Here is a 22,222-nt window from a genome sequence, read left to right as displayed (position 1 = left end):
TTTTTTCACCGCACTTTTACACCAATTAATTAACCCAAAACAAACACAAATAAGGAAAGAAAATATGTCAAATACCATTTTGCAACACTTACCGAAAGGTGAAAAAGTCGGTATCGCCTTTTCCGGTGGCTTAGATACCAGCGCGGCATTACTTTGGATGCGTCAAAAAGGCGCCATTCCTTGCGCTTACACCGCGAATTTAGGTCAACCGGATGAAGATGATTACAACGCCATCCCGCGCAAAGCGAAAGAATACGGCGCAGAAATGGCCCGTTTAATCGACTGCCGCACACAGTTAGCCCAAGAAGGCGTTGCCGCCATTCAATGCGGTGCATTCCACATTTCTACCGGCGGCGCAACCTATTTCAACACCACCCCGCTAGGTCGTGCTGTAACAGGCACGATGTTGGTGTCCGCCATGAAAGAAGACGATGTGCACATTTGGGGTGATGGTAGCACCTACAAAGGCAACGACATCGAACGTTTCTACCGCTACGGTTTATTAACCAACCCGCAATTAAAAATCTACAAACCTTGGTTAGACCAACAATTTATCGACGAATTGGGCGGTCGTTTTGAAATGTCCAATTTCTTAATTGAAAATGGCTTTGACTACAAAATGTCCGTGGAAAAAGCCTACTCCACCGATTCCAATATGCTCGGCGCCACCCACGAAGCGAAAGATTTAGAATTTTTAAATTCCGGCATTCGTATCGTTAACCCAATCATGGGCGTGCCGTTCTGGCGCGAAGACGTGCAAATTAAAGCGGAAGAAGTGACCGTGCGCTTTGAAGAAGGCGTGCCGGTAGCGTTAAACGGCAAAACGTTCGACAACATCGTGGAATTATTCCTGGAAGCCAACCGTATCGGCGGTCGCCACGGCTTAGGCATGTCCGACCAAATCGAAAACCGCATCATCGAAGCTAAATCACGCGGCATTTACGAAGCCCCGGGCATGGCGTTATTGCACATTGCCTACGAACGTTTAGTCAGCGGCATCCACAACGAAGACACCATCGAACAATACCGTATCAACGGTATTCGTTTGGGCCGTTTGTTATATCAAGGTCGCTGGTTCGATCCGCAAGCCTTAATGTTACGCGAAACCTCTCAACGTTGGGTGGCTCGCGCAGTGACCGGCGAAGTCACGTTAGAATTACGTCGCGGCAACGACTACTCTATTTTGAACACCGAATCGCCGAACTTAACCTACCATCCTGAACGTTTGAGTATGGAAAAAGTGGAAAATGCACCGTTCGATCCGCTTGATCGTATCGGTCAATTAACCATGCGCAATCTGGATATTATCGACACCCGCGATAAACTGGGCATCTATTCCAGCACCGGTTTATTGGCGGTAAACAAAGAATCCGCCTTGCCGCAGTTGTATAAAAAGGCGTAAACGTTCTTCCCCTAGGGTAACAAAGTTACCCTAGGTCACGCATAACTCAGCCCCTTTGGGGCTGTTTTTATTTTCCCCAAAAAGGGAATTTAACCGAATTCCCCATCTGCAAAGATTTTGCAACCGACCGCCATTTGCAATATCATAGCGCCCTTTCTTATTTCATCTTTGAGATTATTATGTTTGAAATTAATTCCGTTGAAATTTTAGGCTACGTCGCGACATTGATTGTCGCCGCGTCTTTTTTATTTAAATCCATCGTGCCGCTCCGCATTGTCAACTGTGTCGGTGCCGCATTATTCATGATTTATGCCCTTATCACGCACACTTACCCGGTGGCATTATTGAACGCGTTTTTAGTCGCCGTGCATATTTATCAATTATGGCGCTTGAAACACACCAGCAAACTCAACAGCATTAAATAGTACTTTTCTACTAAAAGTGCGGTCGTTTTTCGGCACATTTTTCATAGCAAACGATTGCTTTCTTCCCTACCACAACTCTCGACTCATAAACGTTATTTATCCCAAGTATTAAAAAAAGTATCAAAAAACATGATCTATGTCACAAAATTACCGTTCATTTTGTGATCGTCTGTTGTTTTAATCAGCAAAATTAGGTTAATCTCAAAGCGGTTATTTCACACACAACAGGAGAAAATATGAAGAAATTTGCCACAAAATGCTTATTCAGCAGTTTAGCGCTTTCTATCGCCCTCGCCGTCGGCTCCCCGGCGATCGCCAATCAGCAAGCTCCCGCCATGAGTTCAACGGAACTGGCGGCAGCCCGTTATGACAGCGCAAACGATATATTTCATCCTGTTTATGCCAAGCACGGCATGGTCGCCAGTGAACAAGGCTTAGCCAGTGAAGTGGGCGCGGCGATTTTACGCCAAGGGGGTAACGCGGTGGATGCGGCAGTTGCCGTAGGCTTTGCCCTCGCCGTGGTGCTGCCGAATGCCGGTAACATCGGCGGCGGCGGTTTTATGGTGCTGCACGATGCCAAAAGCGGTGAAAACTATTCCGTGGATTTCCGCGAAACCGCACCACTCAAAGCCTCTCGCGATATGTATCTGGATAAAGACGGTAACGTGATTGACGGAAGCTCCCTTTACACTCATGCCGCCGTGGGCGTTCCCGGCACGGTGGCGGGCATGGAATACGCCTTGAAAAAATGGGGAACCTTATCCCTTGCGCAAGTCATTGAACCTGCAATTCAATTAGCGGAAAAAGGCTTTACCGTCGGACCGATGCTCGCCAAAACCTTAAAAGAAGAAAAGGATAATTTAGGCAAATGGCCGCAATCCACCGCGATTTTCTTTAAAAACGGCGAACCATTGCAAGAAGGCGATTTGCTGGTGCAAAAAGATTTAGCCTATTCCTTAAAACTGATCGCTAAACAAGGGGCGAAAGCCTTTTATGAAGGCGATATTGCGAAAAAAATCGTCGCCGAAATGGAAAAACATCAAGGATTGATCACCTTGGACGATCTCAAAGGCTACAAAGCCGTCGAGCGCAAACCCATTGAAGGCGAATATCGAGGATTCAAAGTGGTCACCATGCCGCCACCGAGCTCGGGCGGGATTCATTTAGTACAAATTCTGAACATTTTAGAACGTTACCCGCTTGCCGATTACGGCGTGAATAGCGCGAAAAGCATTCACTATCTGGCGGAAGCCATGAAATTAGCCTATGCCGACCGTTCCGAATATTTAGGCGACCCGGATTTTGTGAAAATCCCGATGAAAGGTTTAACCTCAAAAAAATACGCCGACGAACTGGCGAAAAGCATTAACGAAACCGCAGTAAAACCGGCGGCGGAAATCAAACCGGGGAAACCGCAACCTTACGAAAGCGACCAAACCACCCACTTCTCCGTGATGGACAAAAACGGCAACGCCGTAGCGGTGACTTATACACTGAACTTCAATTTCGGTAGTGGCATTGTGGCGGAAGGCACAGGGATTTTATTGAACGACGAAATGGACGACTTCTCTGCCAAACCGGGCGTACCGAACGGCTTCGGCTTAATCGGCGGTGAAGCCAACGCCATCGCGCCGCAAAAACGCCCGCTTTCCTCCATGACACCGACGCTTGTCATGAAAGACAACAAACCTTGGTTAGTTACAGGTAGCCCGGGCGGCGCACGCATTATCACCACCGTGCTACAAAGCATCTTGAACACTGTGGATCACAACATGAACCCGGCGGAAGCCATCGTCACCCCACGCGTCCACCACCAATGGTTGCCTGACGAACTCCGCGTGGAAGAAGGCTTGAGCCCCGACACTTTAGCTATTCTGAAAGCCCAAGGCTACGCCATCAAAGAAAAAGCCCCAATGGGACGCGTACAAATCATCCAAGCCCGCGAAGACGGCTTCTACGGCTACTCTGACCCGCGTAACCCGGAAGGGAAAACGGTGGGGTATTAAAACTTTTAACACTGGTCCAACATAAGGGGATTGACACCATTGCATAATTGCTCAATCCCCCCGAAACAAGTATAATCCTGCCAATTTTTTCACTAAAACAAATAGGAATAACTATGGGTTTCTTAACAGGTAAACGTATTTTAGTCACCGGTCTTGCCAGCAACCGTTCTATCGCTTATGGCATTGCAAAAGCAATGAAAGAACAAGGCGCGGAATTGGCTTTCACTTATTTAAATGAAAAATTACAACCGCGCGTGGAAGAATTCGCAAAAGAATTCGGCGCGAATATCGTGCTTCCGTTAGACGTTGCTACCGACGAAAGCATTCAAAACTGCTTTGCGGAATTAAGCAAACATTGGGATAAGTTCGACGGCTTCGTGCACGCCATTGCTTTCGCACCGGGCGATCAATTGGACGGCGATTATGTGAACGCGGCAACCCGTGACGGTTATCGCATTGCCCATGACATCAGCGCGTACAGCTTTGTCGCCATGGCACAAGCGGCACGTCCTTACTTAAATCCGAACGCAGCATTATTAACCCTTTCTTACTTAGGCGCAGAGCGTGCGATTCCGAACTACAACGTGATGTGCTTGGCAAAAGCCTCTCTTGAAGCGGCAACCCGCGTAATGGCTGCTGATTTAGGCAAAGACGGCATTCGTGTAAATGCCATTTCTGCCGGCCCGATCCGCACCTTAGCGGCTTCCGGCATTAAAAACTTCAAGAAAATGCTGGCGACATTTGAGAAAACCGCGGCATTACGTCGCACCGTCACCATTGAAGATGTGGGCAACTCCGCTGCTTTCTTGTGCTCTGATTTGGCTTCCGGTATCACCGGTGAAATCGTGCACGTTGACGCGGGCTTCAGTATCACCGCCATGGGCGAATTAGGCGAAGAATAATTTTTTCTTCCTTTCTTTATCGGCAGGTTTTTTAACCTGCCTTTTTAATTTTTTAAATCAAATACCGATAATTTATGTTTCAAGATAATCCTCTACTCGCCCAATTAAAACAACAAATTCACGACAGCAAAGAACGCGTGGAAGGCACGGTGAAAAGCACCGATAAAGCCTATAGTTTTTTAGAATGCGACAAAAAAAGCTATTTTATTGCCCCACCGGCAATGAAAAAAGTCATGCACGGCGACAAAATCAGCGCCACCATTGAAAAACAAGGCGACAAAGAACAAGCGGAACCGGAAGCCTTAATCGAGCCGATGCTCACCCGTTTTATCGCCAAAGTGCGGTTCAATAAAGACAAGAAATTGCAGGTGCTTGTGGATCACCCGAACATCAATCAACCAATTGGCGCCCAGCAAGCCAAAGCCGTAAAGGAAGCATTGCAAGAAGGCGATTGGGTGGTGGCGACGCTGAAAACCCACCCATTACGTGACGATCGTTTTTTCTACGCGCAAATCACCCAATTTATTTGCCGTGCCGATGACGAATTGGCACCTTGGTGGGTCACACTTGCCCGTCATGAACAACCGCGCGAACCGGTTCAAGGGCAAGATCAGTATGAAATGCAGGATCCGGAAACGCGAGAAAATCTGACCGCACTTCACTTCGTCACCATCGACTCGGAAACCACGCAAGACATGGACGATGCCTTGTATATTGAGCCATTAACAGAAAACGGCGAACAAACCGGTTGGCAGCTGGTGGTGGCGATTGCCGATCCGACGGCTTACATCAGCCCGGATTCGCAAATTGAAAAAGATGCCAAACAGCGTTGTTTCACCAACTACCTGCCCGGCTTTAACATTCCCATGTTGCCACGGGAACTGTCCGACGAACTTTGTTCCTTAAAACCGAACGAAACCAGACCGGCATTGGTGTGTTACATTCAAACGGATTTGCAGGGCGAGATCAGTGCGCCGGCAAAATTCGTGTTAGCCGACGTACAATCGAAAGATAAATTGTCCTATAACCGCGTTTCCGATTACTTGGAAGGCAAAGAAAACGCCTGGCAGCCGGAAAATCCGCAAACGGTGCAACAACTGCATTGGTTGCACCAATTCACCCTTGCCAGAACGCAATGGCGTAAAACCCACGCGTTGCTCTTTAAAGAAAAACCGGATTACTCTTTCGTCTTGGGCGAAAACGGCAAAGTGCAGGAAATCAAAGCGGAATATCGTCGCATTGCCAACCAAATCGTAGAAGAATCCATGATTATCGCCAACATCTGTGCCGCCCAATTTTTACATGAAAACCTACAATGCGGCATTTTCAACACACACAGTGGGTTCGATAAAAAATTCCTGGAAAACGCGCACAATTTCTTAGTGGCAAATCTTGCTAACGAAGAAAATCAGGCGGCGTTGCAAGCGCGTTATTCTTTAGACAATCTGGCAACCCTAAACGGCTATTGCCAAATGCGCCACGATATTGAACCCATTGAGGGAGATTATTTGGAATTCCGCTTACGCCGCTTCCTCACTTTCGCGGAATTTAAAGGGGAATTGGCACCGCACTTTGGTTTAGGCTTGAACGGCTATGCCACCTGGACGTCGCCAATTCGGAAATATTCCGACATGGTGAATCACCGCTTAATCAAAGCGCATTTAGCCAATCGTGCTTTTGCGAAGCCGGAAGAGTCCGTGCTAGCGCGCCTGCAAGAAGCCCGTCGTCAAAATCGTCTGGTGGAACGCGACATTGCCGATTGGTTATATTGTCGCTATCTTGCGGATAAAGTTGTCGAAAAAGCAGAATTTGAAGCAGAAGTGCAAGATGTTACCCGTGGCGGTTTACGCGTATTATTGTTGGAAAACGGCGCGTCTATGTTTATCCCGGCGTCGACGTTACATGACAACAAGGAGGACGTGCAGATCAATACCGATGAAATTGCTTTTTACGTCAAAGATCAACGACTTTATAAAATCGGCGATATTTTACGCGTGCAGTTAACAGAAGTGAAAGAAGCGACGCGTAGCATTGTGGGAACAGTCATCAAGTAAATAAAAAAGTGCGGTGGATTTTTGACGTGTTTTAAAATACCCGAAAAAACCACCGCACTTTTCATCAAAAAATCCTGCTTAAACACCCGTTCAAGCAGGATTTTTTATTTCACTAACCAACTAGTTTGCACAAGTTTGGCAAGCGGCTTGGAACATCCAAACCAGTTTTTCTTGTTCTTTAATGTAATCACTCATTTGTGAAACGGTGCCTTCGTCATCGGCTTCACCGGCAAGGGCTAAAATTTCACGTTGTTGACTCAACAACACTTTAAAGCCTTCTAACGTACCTCTTAAACAAGCGGCGGCAGAGCTCACGGCAATGTCTTCTTTAATGCGTGAATTGGTCAAATATTGACTGAACGCATTATTCGGCGTGTAACCCAAAGTGAGAATACGTTCTGCCACTTCATCCACTTTTTCCACAAGATTCGTATAAATTTCTTCAAATTTGGCGTGTAATTCAAAGAAATTCACATCTTTGATGTTCCAGTGATAACCACGCACGTTGGTATAAAATACTTGGTAAGTAGCTAATAATTCATTTAATTTTGCAGCTAAAACTTCAGATTTGGCAGTATCTAAACCAATGACTGTTTTTGACATAATGTTTCTCCTATACTTTATCTATTTAATAAAAAGATGAACGATCTCAACCCCAAGACCGCTCGTTTTTGTTGGCGTAAGTATAGAAAAAAGCACATAATAGAACAAATTGTTACATTGAATAGAATTGATAGATTATAGAAATCAAATAACTAAAAACAATTCTCAAAATCTATTAAAAATAAAAAGGATTCCACATGACTGAAGTAAGCGAACCGACCATTTCCGCACAAAAAAATATGCGCAAAAAAGCCTTAGGTATTTTCTTCTTTCTCCTCATCCTTATCAGCGTTCTCACCGGGTTATACTGGTTCTTTTTCGTTAAAAATTACCAAACGACGGAAGACGCTTATGTGAGCGGCAATCAAGTGATGATTTCCTCACAGATCGCAGGCAATGTACGACAAATTAACGCAGAAAATATGGATTTTGTGCACGCAGGCGATGTGCTGTTAGAACTGGATGATGCGGATTATCAACTGAGTTTCAGTCAGGCGCAAAATACGCTGGCAAGCGCCGTGCGTCAAATTTCACAACTCGGTTATACCGTGAAACAACTGGAAGCCACCGTACAAGCCAATCAAATCGCATTGAATAAAGCGCAAGGCGATTTGGCGCGTCGTGAGATGTTAGGTAAAAGCGGCGCCATTGATAAAGAATCCCTTCAACACGCCAGAGAAGCGGTTGTCACGGCAGAAGCTAACTTGAAAGCCGTCAAAAATCAGCTCGCCGCCAATAAATCCTTATTATTGAATGTGCCGCTCAAAGAACAGCCGGAAATTCAAAAAGCCGTCAGCTCGCTGAAACAAGCGTGGTTGAATTTACAACGTACTAAAATTGTCAGCCCGGTAGATGGCTATGTGGCGCGTAGAAGCACGCAAGTGGGACAAAAAGTCGCCGTCGGTAGCGCACTCATGGCAGTGATTGCGACCGACCAAATGTGGGTTGACGCCAATTTTAAAGAAACCCAATTGAGAGACATGCAAATCGGACAACCGGTGAAACTGTCGTTTGATTTATACGGTCACGATGTGAAATTTGACGGCAAAGTGGAAGGTATTGAAATGGGCACCGGCAGCGCATTTTCTTTATTGCCTGCGCAAAATGCCACCGGCAACTGGATCAAAGTGGTGCAACGGGTGCCTGTGCGTATCAGCCTGGATCCGCAACAAATTGCCCGTTATCCGTTGCGCATCGGCTTATCGACCTTAGTTGAAGTGAATATTTCCGACACAAGCGGCGAAATGCTGTCGCAACAAAAACGTACCGCGCCGCTCTATTCCACCAACACCTTGAATTACGATCAAAGTGCGGTGGAAAATTTGATCGAAAATATTATTCGCGACAACACAAACTAAGGCTTGGCAATCATGCAAAAACCGCTTGAAGGTATCGCCCTTGGCATCATTACGTTAGCGCTTTCCCTTGCCACATTCATGCAAGTGTTGGACTCCACCATCGCGAACGTGGCAATTCCGACCATTTCAGGCGATCTGGGTGCGTCATTCAGCCAAGGCACTTGGGTTATCACCTCTTTCGGCGTCGCCAACGCCATTTCCATCCCGATCACCGGCTGGCTTGCCAAACGTTTCGGCGAAGTAAAATTATTCCTGATTGCCACCGCACTTTTTGTTTTTGCCTCTTGGCTATGCGGCATTTCCCACAGCTTGGAAATGCTGATTTTATGCCGTATTTTCCAAGGCTTGGCGGCAGGTCCGATCATTCCGTTATCACAAAGTTTACTCCTCAATAACTACCCGCCGGAAAAGCGCGGTATGGCATTGGCATTTTGGGCGATGACCGTGGTTGTGGCGCCGATTTTCGGCCCGATTCTTGGGGGCTGGATTAGCGATAATCTGCACTGGGGCTGGATATTCTTTATTAATGTGCCCGTTGGTCTCATTATTATCGGCTTTAGCTGGAAAATTTTAATGCCGCGGGAAAGCGAAATCCAACATCAACCCATTGATACTGTCGGTTTAGTCTTGTTGGTACTGGGCGTAGGTTGCTTGCAATTAATGCTGGATCAAGGGCGTGAGCAGGATTGGTTCAACTCCACAGAAATTGTCGTTCTCGCCGTTATTTCTGCCGTCACGCTAACCGCATTAGTGATTTGGGAGCTCACTGACGACAATCCCGTTGTGGATATCTCCTTGTTCAAGCTACGCAATTTTAGCGTAGGCTGCTTATCCTCCAGCTTGGCGTTTTTAATTTATCTCGGCTCAGTGGTCTTAATTCCGTTATTGCTCCAACAAGTGTTCGGCTATACCGCCACGTGGGCAGGCTTGGCATCGGCACCCGTGGGGCTATTCCCGATTTTGTTATCGCCGCTCATCGGCAAATTCGGTTACAAAATCGATATGCGCATTTTGGTCACCATCAGCTTCGTGGTGTATGCCATCACCTTTTATTGGCGTGCCGTCACGTTTGAGCCCAATATGGCGTTCATTGATGTTGTTCTCCCGCAATTGGTGCAAGGCTTAGCGGTAGCCTGTTTCTTTATGCCGTTGACCACCATCACCTTATCCAATTTGCCTGCGCACAGAATGGCTTCCGCCGCCAGCCTATTTAACTTTTTGCGTACCCTCGCCGGTTCTATCGGCACCTCGCTCACCACGTTTTTATGGTATAACCGCGAAGCCGTCCATCACACACAACTCACTGAGGCGATTACGCCTTACAATCCTATCGCCCAGCAGTATTATCACATGATGGAGCGTTTTGGCATGAATGAGGTGTCCACGTCCTCCCTGCTTGCCCGCAATATCACCTCGCAAGGTTTCATCATCGGCGCCAATGAAATTTTCTGGCTGTCCGCGATTCTATTTATGGTGCTATTTATTTTGGTCTGGTTTGCCAAACCGCCCTTTGGTAGCCGCCATTAAAAGTGCGGTCAAAAAATAAAATATTTTCCCTCATACATTTACAAACCAATAACAAGCTCTTATAGTAATGCGCGTTAGTCGGGGTGCTCCGTTGTTTAAATAACGAAGCTGAGAAATACCCGTGAACCTGATACAGTTAGCACTGACGTAGGAAACTAATGCACTTCACTCTGCTTTTCATGGCGCCTTCCGCCGATTTCCCCGTTTAGCTGTTAGCCGGTATTGTTTTTCAATCTTATTTCACCGAGGATTAAATCAATGACCATGCTTTCTAAAAATAGCTCACCATTAAAAACATCGTTAAAAACAACCGCACTTTGCCTGCTCCCAATGCTTTTTTATATGCACAACGCCCACGCGGAGGGCAAACTGACCGTTTATTGCAGCGTGCAAAATGTCACCTGTGAAAAAGTCACCCAACGTTTTGCGGAAAAATATAAGGTCGAAACGAAATTTGTCCGCAATAGCACAGGCACCGTACTTGGCAAAATCAAAGCAGAAAAAGATAACCCGCAAGCGGACGTCTGGTTCGGCGGCACGTTTGAGCCACACTTGCAAGCTGCCGATCAAGGCTTGCTGGCGGTTTATCGCTCCCCATTACAAAAAGACATCATGCCGCAATTCAAAAAGTTGATGGACGAACGGGGCGATTACACCTCGATTATCTATTTAATGGAAGTCGCCATTGGCGTGAATACGGAAAAATTAAAACAGCTCAACATCCCTGAACCGAAATGTTTTGCGGATCTGCTCAAGCCGGAATTTAAAAATCAAATTCAATACGCCGATCCTCGGGTTTCCGGCACGGGGTATTCCTTGCTCACCACATTAGTACAACTTTGGGGCGAGGAAAAAGCCTTCGATTATTTGAAAAAACTCAACGCGAACGTGGCGCAATATTCTAAAAGCGGCTTGGCGACCGGCAACTTAGCCACCGGCGAAGTGGGTGTCGATATCGCCTTCATGCACGGCTATGTGCGGGAAAAAGACAAAGGCGCACCGGTCAAAGGCATTTTGCCATGCGAAGGCATTGGTTATACATTAGGTGCGGCAAGCATTATCAAAGGCGCCCGCAACCTTGAAAACGCCAAGCATTTCATTGACTTCGTGCTCGACACCGAAGCCCAAGAAATCCCATGGCGCGAATCCGACTCTTACCAAATTCCAACCAATATCCGCGCCAAAGCCTCACCCAAAGCCAGCGATCCGACCAAACTTAATTTATTGGATATTGACTTCATCCGCTTCGGCGCCGACGCAGAAAGCAAGCGCCTAATCGAACGTTGGGTTGAGGTAGTAAAAGGCGAAAATAACTAAAAATACAAGTGCGGTGGGTATTTTAATCATTTTGTATTTTTATATCTCATAAGGTATAAAACATAAATTATACTTTACAGGATATAAAATCAACTTTATACTCCATGGCGTATAAAACAAATTCTATACGCTACAGAGTATAAGGAGTAGAAATGGTTATTACCACCGCAAAAATGCTTTCACATGTGATTAGGGAGTTCCGCTATCAAAGCGATCTATCACAAACCGATGTCGCCAAACTCGCCGGCACCACACAAGCCAGAATTTCAGCTTTTGAGAATGAGCCTGAGCGCACAAAGTTAGAAACGCTATTTAAAATTCTGGCAGGATTAGAGTTAGAACTGACTGTTCAACCTCGTAAAAAATCATCGGATACGGCTGCCCATTTAATCCAAGAACCAACAGCAACCTACGATGACGATGAGGCGTGGTAATGAGCAATGCTATCTTAAACGTTGCCATGAATGGTTTGTTGGTCGGCGAATGGCGTAAACGCACAAACGGTGCAACAGAATTTCAATATGCAGAGAAATGGCTTGAATCTGCGCGCTCCCGCCCGATTTCCTTGTCGCTTCCCTTATCGCAGAAAGTTTACCGAGGCGATTCGGTTTATAATTTTTTCGATAATCTCTTGCCTGACAATGAACAGATCCGCTCGCGCATTCAGCAACGTTTTCAGACCTCGACCAAATCACCGTTTGATTTGCTTTCGGCAATTGGGCAAGATTGCATCGGTGCGATTCAGCTTTATCAGGGAAAAAGTCATTCTGTACGGCAAATCTATGCGGAGCCGTTAAATGATAATGAAGTGGAAAACGTGCTAAAAAACTACCGCACTTTTCCCCTTGGCATGGAGGAAAGCGAGGATTTCCGCATTTCTTTAGCCGGCGCACAGGAAAAAACGGCTCTACTTTATTATCAAAATCAATGGCAACGCCCTCTACATTCCACCGCAACCAGTCATATTTTCAAACTTCCTATTGGCATGGTGGCACAAGGACAACTTGACCTTTCCGGCAGCTGTGAAAATGAATGGCTTTGCTTAAATATCATGAAAGCGTTCGGCTTGTCCGTTCCTAGAAGCGAAATCCATTATTTCGGAGAAATTAAAGTATTAATTGTTGAACGTTTTGATCGTCGTTGGTCTGAAAACAGAAACTGGTTAATCCGCTTGCCACAGGAAGATATGTGTCAAGCCCTCAACATTGCGCCTGCGCGAAAGTATGAAAACGACGGTGGACCGGGCATTCTTCAAGTAATGTCGCTACTTAACGGTTCGTCCTATGCACAAGCAGATCGCAAACAATTTTTTAAAGCTCAAATTATGTTCTGGCTACTCTGTGCTATTGATGGTCACGGAAAAAATTTCAGTTTATTTTTAGAGCAAGGAAATCGCTATCGTCTAACGCCTTTTTACGACGTCATGTCCGCCTACCCGCTTATTAAACGCAACGGACTACAAAAGCAGAAAGTCAAAATGGCAATGGCGTGGCACGGTGAAAATAAACATTATCTATGGGATAAAATCCAACTTCGTCATATTTTCAACACGGCTAAGCTCGCAGGCTTGGCAAAAGAAACCGTAGAAGACATTTTGCATGAAATTAACGTGTTATATCCAAGAATTGGAGAAATCAATATAAACGGATTGCCTGATGAAATTGTCGAACCGGTTTTTGTGGGATTGGAAAAGCAGATGAAAAAAGTGCGGTGAATTTTCACCGCACTTTTACTATAAAAATCTAATTTGTATATGAATACCGCTTGAACAGTGCTACACACCTGAGCATATCCTACCCTCTAAAAATATTTTCTCTGTGAAATCTTAAAAAATCTAAACTTGGTGTAAGCCGTTCTGGCAAAATAATTTCTTTATTTTCATAAGGTTTAAACCACTGCATGGCATTTTCTGAAGAACACAACTGATGAGATAAGATAACTCTAAAATTTTCATCTAACGTGAATAATCCTCTATCAAAGGCTTTGTCATGAAGGGCGTTAAGACACAATCCATTTTGTGGATTTAAACGATTTTCCACATCATCTTTCCAAGGTTTAATATGACTCGCAATTAATAGTTCAGGAATATCAATTCCTGTGATACAACAACGATAATTGTAAGCCGCTAAAACGCTATCTCTGAAAAAAGATTGGTTCACGCGCACATTTACTTCTCTTTTTTCTTCCTTTCCATGGAAAGCATTATATCCCGGTACAAATGAAGCATCGGGTACTTTCTGCGATTGTTTTAAAAACTGATCGACGACTTTCTGATATATCTCATTAAGCAGACTCCATTTTCCTTCAAATTCATTCCATACATTTTCATCTAGTTGGCTGGCATTAGGTAAACCACCAATATTTTTTTCACGCAACGTTTTATCAAAACTGCCTAAATTGCCAATCTTCATTGTTAATGCTGATGGCGTTCGCCCTATCAAGGCGGCATATTCTCTAATCAAAGGATGAAATTTATTAACCTTATTAAAAGGAATCGTGAAATAGAGATAAAGCGCAATAATGACCTCATCCCTCGTCCAATTTCTACGCTTGTCGCTCATGCGGTTCTCCAAGTATAAAAAAACAGCTAACCTATTTTCATAAATTAGCTGTTTTACAGTTAAAAACTACAACGCCTCAATCGCCCTATACTGCTCGCGGATTTTATCTAACCCTGATTGGTATTCGGCCATTTTTTCGCGTTCTTTGGCGATGACGGCTTCCGGGGCTTTGGCGACGAAGGACTCGTTGCCAAGTTTGCCTTCGATGCGTTTCACTTCATTTTGATATTTTTCAATCTCTTTGGTTAAACGCGCAAGCTCGGCTTCTTTGTTGATAAAGCCTGCCATCGGTACGAGGATTTCGGTGTTGCCGACCAATTTCGCCACGGCTAACGGGGCGGCCTCACCTTCTTTCAGCACACTGACGTTGTCGAGCTTCGCCATGGCTTTTAAAAGTGCGGTCTGTTTTTCCAGTATTTTTTGTTCGTTCGCAGGAAGGTTGCGGAATAACAAATCCAAGCCTTTGCTCGGTGCGATATTGCATTCGGCGCGAATGTTACGCACGGCAATAATCACGTCTTTCAGCCAGTTGATTTCGGCTTCTGCATCCGCATCAAAGGCGTGCTCTTCCGCTTGCGGGAACGGTTGCAACATAATGCTGTCGGCATCGATACCCACGAAGCCTTTCACTTTTTGCCAGATTTCTTCCGTAATGAACGGAATCACCGGATGCGCCAGACGTAATAATTTTTCCAACACGCGCACCAAGGTTTGGCTTGCCGCGCGGATTTGCGCTTGGCTGCCGTTGGCGAACACCGGTTTGGTGAGTTCCAAATACCAGTCGCAGAATTGGTTCCAAGTGAATTCATAGATGGTGTTCGCGCACAAATCGAAACGGAATTGGCTTAACGCGGTGCGGAAGGTTTCCACGGTGCGGTTGAATTCCGATTGAATCCAACGGTCGGCGACGGAAAATTCAATTTCGCCTTCGCTTAAATCCAATTTTTCATTGGTGAGCACGAAACGGCTGGCGTTCCATAATTTGTTACAGAAATTGCGGTAGCCTTCCAAGCGTTTCATGTCCCAGTTGATATCGCGGCCGTTTGTGGCAAGTGCGGCAAGGGTGAAACGCAAGGCGTCGGTGCCGTGCGCCACAATGCCTTCCGGGAATTCTTTGCGGGTAGATTTGGCAATTTTTTCCGCTAATTGCGGTTGCATCATGTTGCCGGTGCGTTTTGCCACTAAATCTTCTAGGCTGATGCCGTCGATCATGTCTAACGGATCGATAACGTTGCCTTTGGATTTCGACATTTTTTGTCCGTTTTCATCACGGATCAAGCCCGTTACATACACAGTTTTGAACGGCACTTGCGGCTTGCCATTTTCATCTTTGATGAAGTGCATGGTGAACATGATCATGCGCGCCACCCAGAAGAAAATGATGTCGAAACCGGTGATCAGCACGTCTGTTGAGTGGAACATTTTCAGTTCTTTGGTTTGTTGCGGCCAGCCGAGGGTGGAGAACGTCCACAAGCCGGAGGAGAACCACGTATCCAGCACGTCTTCATCTTGTTTGAGCACCACATCAGAATTTAACTGATATTTTGACCGCACTTCCGCTTCATCACGCGCCACATAAACGTTGCCTTCCGCGTCATACCACGCCGGAATGCGGTGTCCCCACCAAAGCTGACGGGAAATACACCAATCCTGAATGTCACGCATCCAAGAGAAATACAGGTTTTCGTATTGTTTCGGCACAAATTGAATTTCGCCGTCTTCCACCGCTTTAATCGCCACGTCTGCCAGCGGTTTCACGCTCACATACCATTGGTCGGTCAACATCGGCTCGATTGGCACGCCGCCACGGTCGCCATAAGGCACTTTCAAATCGTGCGGTTTGATTTCATCTAACAGACCTAACGCTTCAAAATCCGCCACGATTTTCTTACGCGCCGCGAAACGCTCTAAACCGCGATAATCTTCAGGAATAATCGCTTCATAGCCCGTCATCGGTTTGCCGTCGGTGCCGATAATTTCCGCTTCATCGCGAATATCTGCGTTCAGTGTAAACACGTTCACCATCGGTAAATTATGGCGTTTTCCCACTTCGTAGTCATTGAAGTCGTGCGCCGGGGTAATTTTCACCACGCCCGTCCCGAACTCACGATCCACATACTCATCGGCAATGATCGGAATTTCACGATTGGCAAGCGGCAGAACCACGGTTTTGCCGATAAGAGATTGATAACGCTCATCTTCCGGATGAACGGCAACGGCGGTATCACCCAACATAGTTTCCGGACGGGTGGTCGCCACTACCAAATAATCCTTTCCGTCGGCGGTTTTCGCGCCATTGGCGAGCGGATAGCGGAAATGCCACAGACTGCCTTTGGATTCTTTATTTTCCACTTCCAGATCGGAAATAGCGGTGTGCAATTTAGGATCCCAGTTCACTAAACGTTTACCGCGATAAATCAAACCTTCGTCATGCAAACGCACGAACACTTCTTTCACCGCGTCGGAAAGCCCGTCGTCCATGGTGAAACGCTCGCGCGTCCAATCCACAGAATTACCCAAACGGCGAATTTGCTGGCTAATGGTGCCGCCGGATTGCGCTTTCCATTCCCAAATTTTGTCGATAAAGGCGTCACGACCATAATCATGACGGGTTTTATTTTCTTCCGCCGCAATTTTGCGCTCCACTACCATTTGGGTCGCGATACCCGCGTGGTCTGTTCCCGCTTGCCATAAGGTGTTATGCCCTTCCATGCGGTTAAAACGGATTAAGGTATCCATCAAGGTTTGCTGGAACGCATGCCCCATGTGCAGGCTACCGGTTATGTTCGGTGGCGGAATGGCGATGGAATAACTCGGCACATTCTCATTTTCGGAGGGTTTAAAATAACCGCTCTCTTCCCAATGTTGATAAAGGGCTTGTTCTACTGCAGACGGGTTGAATCGGTCTGCCATTTCGAATTTTTGTGTCATTGTTGCTCTCTTTTGTAAAGTTATAACTTACATATCTGAATTTTCTAATGTTTTATCTTTTGCAATTAGCTTAATTAATTTTTCACTACCCTCTAATGATAGAATTGCTATTTCTCTTATAACTTCTATAACTTCTTCACTTTTTGGATTATTTCTTAAATCATCTTCTTGTATATTTTCTAGTCTAATCCATAATTTTCTATATTCGCCTTCAATCTCTTTTCTATTTTCTTCTGTGAAATAAAATAAATAAATTATCGCAGGTTCAATATTCTCAAATATAGTACGCAATTTTATGAAATCATCTACGGTTATAAAGCTGCTTCTTTTTATCCTAAATGCATATTGACTGAATTCTAGAAAATATCTTATTACTTCTCTTATTGCTTCAGGTTCTTTTTGTTCTTTCCAAGAATCTGCAGTATCCTTTGCAATACAGGCTAATTTAATAGTAAATATAGCAATAACAAATGTACTTATAGATGTTATCCAGTCTGTAACATTAATACTCATTTTATTCCCTCAATTTAAATTTAATCAGTACAAATTCATTTTCACCCGGATAAATCCCCCGAATCACCTCTTTCAACTCCTCCAACCCCATATTTTCCTGCTTTGCATGCTGTTCCGTCAGTTCCTCAAGGGTAATCGGCGAGACACTTAACACTTCAATGGTGCAGAAATATTGATTATCTTCAAACCGCCCCACCCGCAAAATATCACCCGCTTTAAAATAGCTTTCGGATTTATCCCGAATGGTGATGGTTTTACGCCCGGCGAGAATATCGGCTTCAAAACGCTGATAGAAAGTGATGTCGTTCATAAAAGTGCGGTCATTTTTTTAAGTGTTTTTGCAACGATATTGCCTATCCGGCTTGTTCCGTACTCAACGCCCAGCCCAATTGTCTCAACTGTTTATAACGCTCCCGCGCCGAGGCTTTTTGCGCTTCTTCAGCGGGGACGAAATCGATAATCTGATTAAAGCTGTTGATGAATTCCGGTAATTGCGGTTGCAGGTTAATCAGTAAATCGCGGCTTTGTGCGTTGCGTTTGCCCGTCCAGCTGATTTCAATGGGCGTGGCGTAAGTAGTGGCTTCGCCGGAAAGATTGTGCGGGACGAATTCGTCCGGCTCGCGCTGCCAAAGGGCTTCATCAATATTGAGCGCCTGCGCTTCGGTTTCACACGCCAACAGAACCCGCTTTCCCAAACGCCAGGCGGACGCCGCCAAATCGCAGGCAAGGCATTCCGTCGCAGACAAATTCGGTTGTGCGGGCGAGGCGTCGGAAAGCAGGTAAAATTGCGCGGTTTTTGGCATAAAACGGTCCAAATAGGAAAAATGAATCGCTAGATTTTAGCGGAAATCAGCCTAAATAGAAAATGTTAATTTCCGAAACGTTTTGCAAACCGACCGCACTTTATGATCTAGGTCACAAAACCGTTTTTCTGTTTGTAATTTCAGTTCATAGATCGCGTTGCCAATGCTAGAATTCAGGCAATTTTGTTAATAATCATTAAGAGGTAATCACAATGGCATTTCGCATTGAAAAAGACACTATGGGTGAAGTTCAGGTTCCGGCAGAGAAATACTGGGCGGCGCAAACGGAACGTTCCCGCAATAATTTTAAAATCGGTCCTGCGGCTTCTATGCCACATGAAGTGATCGAAGCCTTTGGTTATTTGAAAAAAGCGGCGGCGTTTGCTAATGCGGATCTTGGCGTGTTGCCTGCGGAAAAACGGGATTTAATCGCACAAGCCTGCGATGAAATCTTAGCCAATAAATTAGACGATCAATTCCCGTTGGTAATTTGGCAAACCGGTTCCGGTACACAATCCAACATGAACGTGAACGAAGTGGTGGCAAACCGCGCGCACGTGTTACACGGCGGTAAATTGGGCGAAAAATCCATCATTCACCCGAACGATGACGTAAACAAATCCCAATCTTCCAACGACACCTTCCCGACGGCAATGCACATTGCGGCATACAAAAAAGTGGTGGAAACCACTATTCCTGCGGTAGAACGTTTGCAAAAAACCTTTGCGGCAAAATCCGACGCGTTCAAAGATGTGGTGAAAATCGGTCGTACGCACTTAATGGACGCCACGCCGCTCACATTGGGGCAGGAATTCTCCGCTTATGCGGCGCAATTACACTTCGGTTTACTGGCGTTGAAAAACACCCTACTGCATTTGCGCCAATTAGCCCTTGGCGGTACGGCTGTGGGCACCGGTTTGAACACACCGAAAGGTTATGATGTGAAAGTGGCGGAATATATCGCCAAATTCACCGGTTTGCCGTTCATCACCGCCGAAAACAAATTTGAAGCTTTGGCGGCACACGATGCTATCGTGGAAACCCACGGCGCGTTACGTCAATTAGCCATGAGCCTGTTCAAAATCGCCAACGACATTCGTTTATTGGCGTCCGGCCCGCGTTCCGGTATCGGTGAAATCTTAATTCCGGAAAACGAACCGGGCTCTTCCATCATGCCGGGCAAAGTGAACCCTACCCAATGCGAAGCCATGACCATGGTGTGCGCGCAAGTGTTCGGTAACGACACCACCATCGCCTTTGTAGGCTCACAAGGTCACTTCCAATTGAACGTGTTCAACCCGGTGATGATTGCCAACTTCCTGCAATCCGCACAATTGTTGGCGGACGCCTGTGTTTCCTTTGACGAACACTGCGCAACCGGCATTGAACCGAACTATCCACGCATTAAACAACAACTTGAAAATTCATTGATGTTGGTGACTGCGCTGAATACCCATATCGGTTACGAAAATGCGGCGAAAATTGCGAAAACCGCCCATAAAAACGGTACAACCTTGCGTGAAGAAGCCATTAATCTCGGCTTGGTTTCCGCCGAAGATTTCGACAAATGGGTACGCCCGGAAGATATGGTGGGCAGCTTAAAATAAGGCTTAAGCCTTGAATTAAGCCATTAATACAGAAAGACGGGATCAATTTCCCGTCTTTTTTGCTATAATCGCCCACATAAATTTTTATGACGGACTGTTTATGAAATTAAAATCGCTGTTATTTATTTTAACTTTATTTCCAACCGCACTTTCCGCGCATTGGCTCAATGTGGGAAACGCCGATTATAACTGGGGTCCGTTCCTGGTTTATACCATTGATTTGGAAACGGAAAACGGCGCTTATGAAGCGAATCAGTTGCCGTTCATGCTTTCTTTTAAATACGAAAAGCCCATCGAAGGCAAAAATTTTGCCATCAGCCTGGCGAAAGAAATGGAGCATATCAACGTTGATAAAGCGCAAAGCGATTTGTGGCTGAAACAAATGCAGCAGATTTTCCCCGATTTCTCCCCGAACGACATTTTGCGTTTTGTCGCGTTGCCGGAAAAAAGTTACTTCATTTTAAACGACACCATTTTGGATCATGAATTTGAACCGCAGTTTGCGCAGGCACTAATTGGCATTTGGTTGTCGCCGAACAGCAATTTTATTCAGTTACAACCGCAATTATTGGGCAAAGAAAAGAATTCCGACTCGCCGGAAAAATTTAAGCGTACACCGGAAGTGGATACGCTGGGTGAAGACGACGCCAGCCCACAATTGCCGCCGAATTATCAGTTTAGTGATCAAAATCCGGAATTAGGCTAAATCATCCGTCAAAAACTAAGGGTAGCTTTTTTTCGGCTACCCTTTTTTTTATCGCTCTTTAAAGGCTTTGATTTGTTGCAAATGCTGGGAGATTTGCTTGAATTTATGGCTTTCGTTTTCATCCCACATGATGTCGTAATAAGGCGACAGAAAGTCTGCACTGCGCTGTGAATCTAACACACCGTCCTCAACGGACAAAAACACCAAGCAACGATCTTTATTTTTCATACGGAAATTTTCCACACACTTGGTGGCGATGTCTTCATATTCTTCCGGGCGATCGATTTTGCCCGTCATATTTTCCTGCGGGAATAAATTCGGATTAAAAATCGCCTGTTTAATGCCGCACAAAAAGCCGACGCGCTCCGCCCAATAACCGCCTAAACCGACACCGCAAATCAGTGGTTTTTCATCTTTCGATTCGGACACCAATTTGTGCACTTCATTGAGCAAAAACGTCATATCATGGCGCGGGTGTAAAGTGCTGTAATTGACAAAACGCACATCGTCGTCAATAAATTTTAACTGCATGACTTTTTCATGATTGCCCGGACTACTGGAATCAAAACCGTGTAAATAAATAATCATTTTATTACTCCAACTTGATGACGGATTTTCTGCTCTAAATATAAAATCATTTGTAACGCGATATTAATACCGCTGGTTTTCTCAATCATTTCAAGCCCCGGGCTGGCGTTCACTTCCAGCACCAGCGGTCCTTGTGCCGAACGGATTAAATCCACGCCTGCAACATCCAGCCCCAAGGCGTTGGTGGCGTTCACGGCAATTTGTTTTTCCTGTTCGCTTAACACCACTTTCTCTGCCGTTGCGCCACGATGGCAATTAGCACGAAATTCGCCGTTCTGCCCAGTGCGCTGCATAGCCGCAACCACGCGTCCACCAATGACAAAACAGCGTAAATCCGTGCCGTCGGCCTCAGTGACAAATTCCTGCAACAGCACCGGCACATCCGCCTGCTTTAATGTTTCCAAAATACTGACCGCACTTTGCGTCCGTTCCGCCAAGATCACGCCAATGCCTTGCGACCCGCTCAGGGTTTTCAGAATGGAAGGCGCGCCTATGTGTTGCACCGCATGATTGGCGTTCACTTCAATCCCGGCAAACAACGAATCCGGCACGGCAATGCCATGTTCTAATAACAATTGCAAACTAAGCCATTTGTCCCGCGCCGTGCGAAACGCCTCGGCGCTATTTAAACAAGGCACGCCCTGCGCTTGGAAATAATGCAACACGCGACAACCCATCGGCGTGCTGGCGGTGCCGAAACGGGGCAAAACCGCGTCGTAATCGGGCAACAATTGCGCTTCGCTTTCTTCATCTGCCTGATAATACAGAACAAAGTGCGGTGGATTTTTTTGGAGTTTTATCAGGCAACGATTAGGATCCAAAATAGCCATTTGATGCCCGTTTTCTTCCGCCGCCTGTTTGAGCCGTTGACAGCTATACAAACGCGGCTCGCGACACAACATGAGAAATTTCATACAAG

The 22,222-nt window shown here is 45.8% G+C and carries 20 protein-coding genes and 1 riboswitch; of the genes, 12 read left to right on the top strand and 8 right to left on the bottom strand.

Features of this window, described 5'->3' with window-relative positions; genetic code table 11:
• Positions 1-64: 64 nt before the first annotated feature.
• From argG to rnb, 5 genes are all read left to right on the top strand, one after another.
• Positions 65-1,402 carry an argininosuccinate synthase gene (gene argG, locus DK430_RS03435; RefSeq protein WP_109077717.1) on the top strand — a complete coding sequence of 446 codons (1,338 nt, stop codon included), beginning with the start codon at positions 65-67 and terminating at the stop codon, positions 1,400-1,402.
• 179 nt (positions 1,403-1,581) lie between these two features.
• Positions 1,582-1,827, top strand: a complete 246-nt coding sequence (locus tag DK430_RS03430) for a YgjV family protein (RefSeq protein WP_109077716.1) — start codon at positions 1,582-1,584, stop codon at positions 1,825-1,827.
• A 236-nt stretch (positions 1,828-2,063) separates the two neighbouring features.
• A complete protein-coding gene (ggt, locus tag DK430_RS03425; protein WP_109077715.1) occupies positions 2,064-3,833 on the top strand; it encodes a gamma-glutamyltransferase in 1,770 nt (589 codons plus the stop codon).
• Between the two features lie 113 nt (positions 3,834-3,946).
• Positions 3,947-4,735 carry an enoyl-ACP reductase FabI gene (locus DK430_RS03420; protein ID WP_109077714.1) on the top strand — a complete coding sequence of 263 codons (789 nt, stop codon included), beginning with the start codon at positions 3,947-3,949 and terminating at the stop codon, positions 4,733-4,735.
• Between the two features lie 74 nt (positions 4,736-4,809).
• Positions 4,810-6,789: an exoribonuclease II gene (gene rnb, locus DK430_RS03415; protein WP_109077713.1), complete on the top strand. Its 1,980-nt coding sequence runs from the start codon at positions 4,810-4,812 to the stop codon at positions 6,787-6,789.
• Between the two features lie 120 nt (positions 6,790-6,909).
• Here the strand turns inward: rnb and DK430_RS03410 are convergent, their stop codons facing one another.
• Positions 6,910-7,392: a Dps family protein gene (locus DK430_RS03410; protein ID WP_109077712.1), complete on the bottom strand. Its 483-nt coding sequence runs from the start codon at positions 7,390-7,392 to the stop codon at positions 6,910-6,912.
• 197 nt (positions 7,393-7,589) lie between these two features.
• On the opposite strand from DK430_RS03410, the gene DK430_RS03405 reads away from it, so the two are divergent.
• The 5 genes from DK430_RS03405 (at position 7,590) to DK430_RS03385 (ending at position 13,308) form a co-directional block, all read left to right on the top strand.
• Positions 7,590-8,750: an EmrA/EmrK family multidrug efflux transporter periplasmic adaptor subunit gene (locus DK430_RS03405; protein WP_109077711.1), complete on the top strand. Its 1,161-nt coding sequence runs from the start codon at positions 7,590-7,592 to the stop codon at positions 8,748-8,750.
• Positions 8,751-8,759: 9 nt separating this feature from the next.
• Complete coding sequence (locus tag DK430_RS03400) at positions 8,760-10,277, top strand: DHA2 family efflux MFS transporter permease subunit (protein WP_109077734.1); 1,518 nt, start codon at positions 8,760-8,762, stop codon at positions 10,275-10,277.
• A 69-nt stretch (positions 10,278-10,346) separates the two neighbouring features.
• A riboswitch (TPP riboswitch) is annotated at positions 10,347-10,448 on the top strand.
• A gap of 87 nt (positions 10,449-10,535) precedes the next feature.
• A complete protein-coding gene (locus tag DK430_RS03395; RefSeq protein ID WP_109077710.1) occupies positions 10,536-11,594 on the top strand; it encodes an ABC transporter substrate-binding protein in 1,059 nt (352 codons plus the stop codon).
• A gap of 152 nt (positions 11,595-11,746) precedes the next feature.
• Positions 11,747-12,028, top strand: coding sequence for a helix-turn-helix domain-containing protein (locus tag DK430_RS03390; RefSeq protein ID WP_109077709.1), 282 nt, complete (start codon positions 11,747-11,749; stop codon positions 12,026-12,028).
• Complete coding sequence (locus tag DK430_RS03385) at positions 12,028-13,308, top strand: type II toxin-antitoxin system HipA family toxin (protein ID WP_109077708.1); 1,281 nt, start codon at positions 12,028-12,030, stop codon at positions 13,306-13,308. Before DK430_RS03390 ends, DK430_RS03385 begins: the two co-directional genes overlap by 1 nt.
• 79 nt (positions 13,309-13,387) lie before the next feature.
• Here the strand turns inward: DK430_RS03385 and DK430_RS03380 are convergent, their stop codons facing one another.
• From DK430_RS03380 to DK430_RS03360, 5 genes are all read right to left on the bottom strand, one after another.
• Positions 13,388-14,155 carry an HNH endonuclease gene (locus tag DK430_RS03380; protein ID WP_109077707.1) on the bottom strand — a complete coding sequence of 256 codons (768 nt, stop codon included), beginning with the start codon at positions 14,153-14,155 and terminating at the stop codon, positions 13,388-13,390.
• A 66-nt stretch (positions 14,156-14,221) separates the two neighbouring features.
• Positions 14,222-17,086: a valine--tRNA ligase gene (locus tag DK430_RS03375; RefSeq protein WP_109077706.1), complete on the bottom strand. Its 2,865-nt coding sequence runs from the start codon at positions 17,084-17,086 to the stop codon at positions 14,222-14,224.
• A 27-nt stretch (positions 17,087-17,113) separates the two neighbouring features.
• A complete protein-coding gene (locus DK430_RS03370) occupies positions 17,114-17,599 on the bottom strand; it encodes a hypothetical protein (protein WP_109077705.1) in 486 nt (161 codons plus the stop codon).
• Between the two features lies 1 nt (position 17,600).
• On the bottom strand, positions 17,601-17,909 hold the full coding sequence (gene yqfB / locus DK430_RS03365) for a N(4)-acetylcytidine aminohydrolase (RefSeq protein ID WP_109077704.1): 309 nt from the start codon (positions 17,907-17,909) through the stop codon (positions 17,601-17,603).
• A 43-nt stretch (positions 17,910-17,952) separates the two neighbouring features.
• Positions 17,953-18,402, bottom strand: a complete 450-nt coding sequence (locus DK430_RS03360) for a DNA polymerase III subunit chi (protein ID WP_109077703.1) — start codon at positions 18,400-18,402, stop codon at positions 17,953-17,955.
• 212 nt (positions 18,403-18,614) lie between these two features.
• On the opposite strand from DK430_RS03360, the gene fumC reads away from it, so the two are divergent.
• Complete coding sequence (gene fumC / locus DK430_RS03355; protein ID WP_109077702.1) at positions 18,615-20,009, top strand: class II fumarate hydratase; 1,395 nt, start codon at positions 18,615-18,617, stop codon at positions 20,007-20,009.
• Between the two features lie 100 nt (positions 20,010-20,109).
• Positions 20,110-20,715 carry a hypothetical protein gene (locus DK430_RS03350; protein WP_109077701.1) on the top strand — a complete coding sequence of 202 codons (606 nt, stop codon included), beginning with the start codon at positions 20,110-20,112 and terminating at the stop codon, positions 20,713-20,715.
• A 48-nt stretch (positions 20,716-20,763) separates the two neighbouring features.
• On the opposite strand, the gene ycfP is transcribed toward DK430_RS03350, so the two are convergent.
• Together ycfP and DK430_RS03340 are read right to left on the bottom strand one after the other, a co-directional pair.
• A complete protein-coding gene (gene ycfP / locus DK430_RS03345) occupies positions 20,764-21,303 on the bottom strand; it encodes an alpha/beta hydrolase YcfP (RefSeq protein ID WP_109077700.1) in 540 nt (179 codons plus the stop codon).
• On the bottom strand, positions 21,300-22,217 hold the full coding sequence (locus DK430_RS03340) for an ATP-grasp domain-containing protein (protein WP_109077699.1): 918 nt from the start codon (positions 22,215-22,217) through the stop codon (positions 21,300-21,302). The genes ycfP and DK430_RS03340 overlap by 4 nt, the downstream gene beginning before the upstream one ends.
• Positions 22,218-22,222 lie beyond the last annotated feature (5 nt).

The organism is Aggregatibacter kilianii (assembly GCF_003129965.1).
Classification (GTDB): Bacteria; Pseudomonadota; Gammaproteobacteria; order Enterobacterales; family Pasteurellaceae; genus Aggregatibacter; species Aggregatibacter kilianii_A.
The sequence above is the reverse complement of the archived record's forward strand: the minus strand, read 5'-3'. Positions and strand labels throughout refer to the sequence as shown.

What these genes read in the sequence shown, in the direction of transcription:
- argG (WP_109077717.1), top strand. Translation starts at nt 65, where the DNA reads ATGTCAAATACCATTTTGCAACACTTACCGAAAGGTGAAAAAGTCGGT.
- DK430_RS03430 (WP_109077716.1), top strand. Translation starts at nt 1,582, where the DNA reads ATGTTTGAAATTAATTCCGTTGAAATTTTAGGCTACGTCGCGACATTG.
- ggt (WP_109077715.1), top strand. Translation starts at nt 2,064, where the DNA reads ATGAAGAAATTTGCCACAAAATGCTTATTCAGCAGTTTAGCGCTTTCT.
- DK430_RS03420 (WP_109077714.1), top strand. Translation starts at nt 3,947, where the DNA reads ATGGGTTTCTTAACAGGTAAACGTATTTTAGTCACCGGTCTTGCCAGC.
- rnb (WP_109077713.1), top strand. Translation starts at nt 4,810, where the DNA reads ATGTTTCAAGATAATCCTCTACTCGCCCAATTAAAACAACAAATTCAC.
- DK430_RS03410 (WP_109077712.1), bottom strand. Translation starts at nt 7,392, where the DNA reads ATGTCAAAAACAGTCATTGGTTTAGATACTGCCAAATCTGAAGTTTTA.
- DK430_RS03405 (WP_109077711.1), top strand. Translation starts at nt 7,590, where the DNA reads ATGACTGAAGTAAGCGAACCGACCATTTCCGCACAAAAAAATATGCGC.
- DK430_RS03395 (WP_109077710.1), top strand. Translation starts at nt 10,536, where the DNA reads ATGACCATGCTTTCTAAAAATAGCTCACCATTAAAAACATCGTTAAAA.
- DK430_RS03390 (WP_109077709.1), top strand. Translation starts at nt 11,747, where the DNA reads ATGGTTATTACCACCGCAAAAATGCTTTCACATGTGATTAGGGAGTTC.
- DK430_RS03385 (WP_109077708.1), top strand. Translation starts at nt 12,028, where the DNA reads ATGAGCAATGCTATCTTAAACGTTGCCATGAATGGTTTGTTGGTCGGC.
- DK430_RS03380 (WP_109077707.1), bottom strand. Translation starts at nt 14,155, where the DNA reads ATGAGCGACAAGCGTAGAAATTGGACGAGGGATGAGGTCATTATTGCG.
- DK430_RS03375 (WP_109077706.1), bottom strand. Translation starts at nt 17,086, where the DNA reads ATGACACAAAAATTCGAAATGGCAGACCGATTCAACCCGTCTGCAGTA.
- DK430_RS03370 (WP_109077705.1), bottom strand. Translation starts at nt 17,599, where the DNA reads ATGAGTATTAATGTTACAGACTGGATAACATCTATAAGTACATTTGTT.
- yqfB (WP_109077704.1), bottom strand. Translation starts at nt 17,909, where the DNA reads ATGAACGACATCACTTTCTATCAGCGTTTTGAAGCCGATATTCTCGCC.
- DK430_RS03360 (WP_109077703.1), bottom strand. Translation starts at nt 18,402, where the DNA reads ATGCCAAAAACCGCGCAATTTTACCTGCTTTCCGACGCCTCGCCCGCA.
- fumC (WP_109077702.1), top strand. Translation starts at nt 18,615, where the DNA reads ATGGCATTTCGCATTGAAAAAGACACTATGGGTGAAGTTCAGGTTCCG.
- DK430_RS03350 (WP_109077701.1), top strand. Translation starts at nt 20,110, where the DNA reads ATGAAATTAAAATCGCTGTTATTTATTTTAACTTTATTTCCAACCGCA.
- ycfP (WP_109077700.1), bottom strand. Translation starts at nt 21,303, where the DNA reads ATGATTATTTATTTACACGGTTTTGATTCCAGTAGTCCGGGCAATCAT.
- DK430_RS03340 (WP_109077699.1), bottom strand. Translation starts at nt 22,217, where the DNA reads ATGAAATTTCTCATGTTGTGTCGCGAGCCGCGTTTGTATAGCTGTCAA.